The 3,708-nt window shown below is 70.6% G+C and carries 4 protein-coding genes and 2 pseudogenes; 5 read left to right on the forward strand and 1 reads right to left on the reverse strand.

Going from position 1 to position 3,708, the window contains the following annotated elements; all coding sequences use genetic code 11:
• Window positions 1–117, forward strand: a pseudogene (locus tag VFO68_RS34205) (TetR/AcrR family transcriptional regulator); the annotation flags it as partial.
• Between the two features lie 38 nt (window positions 118–155).
• The gene (locus tag VFO68_RS00190; protein ID WP_325156038.1) at window positions 156–1,028 is read left to right on the forward strand and encodes an LLM class F420-dependent oxidoreductase; all 873 of its coding nucleotides are present in this window, start codon (window positions 156–158) and stop codon (window positions 1,026–1,028) included.
• Here the strand turns inward: VFO68_RS00190 and ddaH are convergent.
• Entirely contained in the window at window positions 1,025–1,921 is an 897-nt protein-coding gene (gene ddaH, locus VFO68_RS00195) for a dimethylargininase (RefSeq protein WP_349256573.1), read from the reverse strand. The two genes, VFO68_RS00190 and ddaH, sit on opposite strands and share 4 nt — an antisense overlap.
• A gap of 74 nt (window positions 1,922–1,995) precedes the next feature.
• On the opposite strand from ddaH, the gene VFO68_RS00200 reads away from it, so the two are divergent.
• From VFO68_RS00200 to VFO68_RS00210, 3 genes and pseudogenes are all read left to right on the forward strand, one after another.
• A complete protein-coding gene (locus VFO68_RS00200; RefSeq protein WP_325156039.1) occupies window positions 1,996–2,466 on the forward strand; it encodes an Lrp/AsnC family transcriptional regulator in 471 nt (156 codons plus the stop codon).
• A gap of 5 nt (window positions 2,467–2,471) precedes the next feature.
• On the forward strand, window positions 2,472–3,239 hold the full coding sequence (locus VFO68_RS00205) for an enoyl-CoA hydratase (protein WP_325156040.1): 768 nt from the start codon (window positions 2,472–2,474) through the stop codon (window positions 3,237–3,239).
• A gap of 253 nt (window positions 3,240–3,492) precedes the next feature.
• Window positions 3,493–3,708, forward strand: a pseudogene (locus VFO68_RS00210) (2-oxoglutarate ferredoxin oxidoreductase subunit alpha); the annotation flags it as partial.

Consider the following 3,708-nt stretch of genomic DNA (forward strand, 5'->3'; position numbering starts at 1 on the left):
CACCGGCTGGCCGGGCCGGTGGTCGCCCTGGTGGCCGGGCTGCAGCTGCGCCGGCTGGCCACCGGCGGCACCGGCGGCACCGCCTTCGCCGACGCGTTGACGATGCTGGTGCGCTGAGCGGAAATTCACGCGCGGGCACTGCCTAGGCTTGCGGCATGCGCATTGGTTTGCAGATTCCCGACTTCACCTGGCCCAACGGTCCGGCGGCGATGGGTGGCGAGCTGGCCACGATCGCCCGCACCGCCGACGACGCCGGGTTCGAGCTGCTCGCGGTGATGGACCACTTCTTCCAGATCGGCGTGGTCGGCCCGACCGAGCACGACATGCTGGAGGCGTACACCACGCTCGGTTTCCTGGCGGCACACACGAACCGGGCCAAGCTGCTCACGGTGATCACCGGCGTGGTGTACCGGCACCCCGGGATCCTCGCGAAGATCATCAGCACCCTGGACGTGCTGTCCGGCGGCCGGGCCATGCTCGGCATCGGCGCGGCGTGGCACGAGGAGGAGGCGCGCGGGCTGGGCGTTCCGTTCCCGCCGCTGGCCGAGCGCTTCGAGCGGCTGGAGGAGACGCTGCAGATCTGCCTGCGCATGTGGTCCGACGACGAGACCCCGTTCCAGGGCAAGCACTACCAGCTGGAGCGGCCGCTGAACGTGCCGGCGCCGCTGACCGCGCCGCACCCGCCGATCATGATCGGGGGTGGCGGCGAGCGCAAGACGCTGCGGCTGGTGGCGAAGTACGCCGACGCCTGCAACCTGTTCCCCTCGCCGGAGCTGGCGCACAAGCTCGACGTGCTGCGCGAGCACTGCGCCCGGGAGGGCCGGGACTACGACACGATCGAGAAGACCGTCTACTACCCGTTCGACGTCGGCGAGAACGGTTCCGAGGTGGGCAAGGTGCTGGACGCGCTCGGCCGGTTCGCCGAGCTGGGTTTCACCACCGCGGTCGGCTCGGTCGCCGACGTCTGGCGGATCACCCCGCTGGAGATCATGGGCGAGCGGGTGATCCCGGAGGCGGCCCAGCTTTAATCTCTGATCTCCAGGGTGCAGCACTTGGGGCCGCCGCCGGCCTTGCGCAGCTCGGAGATGTCGACCAGGACCGGGTGGTAGCCCTGCAGGGCCAGCTCGTCGGCAAGCTGCTTGGCTTCGGTGGGCAGGACCACGTTGCGGCCGTCGGAGACACCGTTGAGGCCCAGGCAGCCGGCGTCGTCGGCGGTGGCGATGACTGCGTCCGGGAACAGCCGGCGCAGCACCCGCTGGGAGCCCGGCGAGAACGCCTCGGGGTAGTAGGCGACCCGGGCGGTCTGCTCCGGGCCGCTCTCGGTGAGCACGAACAGCGCGGTGTCCAGGTGGTAGTAGCGCGGATCCACCAGCCGCAGCGAGACCACCGGCACGCCGAGCACCTCCTGCGCCTCGGCGTGCGCCTGCGGGTCGGTGCGGAACCCGGTTCCGGCCAGCAGCAGCCCGCCGGTCCAGGCGAAGTCGCCCTCGGCCTCGTTGATCGCGGTGGGCATGACCACGTCGTGGTAGTCGTGATCGAGGAACCAGCGGCGGAAGTGGTCGGCCTCGGCGGCGCGCTGCGGGGCGCGGAACCGGGCGCCGAGCACCCGGCCGTCCACCACGGTGCCGGAGTTGGCCGCGAACACCATGTCCGGCAGGCCCGGCTGCGGCTCGATGACCTCGACGGTGTGGCCGAGCTCCGTGTAGGCGTCCCGCAGCGCGGTCCACTGCGCCATCGCCAGGTCGGTGTCGACCGGCTGGTCGGGGTCCATCCACGGGTTGATCGAGTACTCCACGGTGAAGTACCGCGGCGGGCACATCAGGTACCGCCGGCGGGTCGGCACCCGCTCCTCCACCGGGATGACGATCGAAGCGCTGTGCGCAGGCTGGTAGCCGGCGCCGGAGAGGGGGACGGTCGTCATGAAAACAATGTATGGGCGGCCCTGACCGGCGATCAATATCGCAGATTGGTCTCTATTCGTGCAGAATGTTGCGTGTGGATACGATTGACCAGCGAATCATTGCGCAACTGGTGGCCAACGCCCGATCGAGCTATGCCGAGATCGGCAAGGTGGTGGGCCTGTCCGCCCCCGCGGTCAAGCGCCGGGTGGACCGGCTGCTGGACACCGGCGTGCTGCGTGGCTTCACCGCCGTGGTGAACCCGGAGGCGCTGGGCTGGGGCACCGAGGCCTTCGTCGAGGTGCACTGCCGCGGCAACGTCAGCCCGGACCGGATCCGCGCCCGGCTCGAGCCGCTGCCCGAGGTGATCGCGGCCTACACCGTCTCCGGTTCCGCCGACGCCGTGGTGCACCTGCGGGCGGCGAACATCCACCACCTCGAGGACGCGCTGGAGCACCTGCGGGCGGTGGACATGATCGACCGCACGGAGTCGACGGTGGTGCTGTCCACCCTGCTGGAGCGTTCGACCGCGCCGGGGCCGCCGGGCAGCGACACACCCATAAGCTAGGCGGCGTGGAGACGGACTCGGTGCTGCTCGAGCGACGCGACGGCGTCGGGGTGATCACGCTCAACGACCCGAACCGGCGCAACGCCCTGACCCTGCCCAGTTCCGCGCGGCTGGCCGAGTTGGTGGCCGAGTGCGAGGCGGACGAGACGATCAGCGCCGTGGTGGTGACCGGCGCGCCGCCCGCGTTCTGCGCGGGGGCGGACCTGACCGCGCTCGGCGAGGCGCACGAGCAGGGGCTGCGCGCGATCTACGCCGGCTTCCTCGCCGTCGCCCACTGCGCCCTGCCGACGATCGCGGCGGTCGGTGGCGCGGCGGTCGGCGCCGGGCTGAACCTCGCGCTGGCCTGCGACGTCCGCCTGGTCGGCCCGCGCGCCCGGTTCGACGCGCGGTTCCTGCAGCTGGGCCTGCACCCGGGCGGCGGCATGACCTGGATGCTGCAGCGGATCGTCGGGCCGCAGACCGCGATGGCGATGACCGTGCTCGGCCAGACGGCGGATGCCGCGACGGCCGAACGGACCGGCCTGGCGCTGCGAACGGTCGACGGTGACCACGACGCGCTGGTGACCGCCGCGGTGAACCTGGCCGCCCCGGCGGTGGCGGCGCCCCGGGAGTTGGTCCTGGCCACCAAGCGCACGTTGCGCACGACCTCGACGCTCACCGAGCACGCCGCCGCGGTGGAGACCGAGCTTGTGGCCCAGCTCACGTCGATGGCGGGCCCGGCGTTCACAGAGTTGCTCGCCGCCATGCGGGAAAAGATCTCCCGGTCAACCTGACCCGGTTGTCCTGTCCCATCCCTCGGGAAGGTCCACAATTGGGTATGTGATCTGCGCCGCGTCAGCGGGGTGATCCGCGCTGTGGTGCCTACCGTATGCCCACGATGTGGACTAGCTGCGTGTCCGGAGAACGGTCGCGGATCGCGATGCGTTGTACCTAAGGACGAACGGAACGCAGCCGATGGGCGGGGCTAGGCTGGAAGAAGGTGGGCAGCGAGCATCCTGAGCTGTCCCAGAGAGGGATCGACAGGCCATGAGCACCACGATGGATGGTGATCTGGACGGGGGTAACGGCGACCTAGGGGGCAGTCGGCCGACCGAGCTGCGCAAGCTGGACCGGGTGGTGATCCGGTTCGCCGGTGACTCCGGTGACGGTATGCAGCTGACCGGTGACAGGTTCACCTCGGAGGCGGCGGCGTTCGGCAATGATCTGGCGACGTTGCCGAACTTCCCGGCGGAGATTCGGGCG

This window comes from Actinophytocola sp. (assembly GCF_035712165.1).
Classification (GTDB): domain Bacteria; phylum Actinomycetota; class Actinomycetes; order Mycobacteriales; family Pseudonocardiaceae; genus DASYTH01.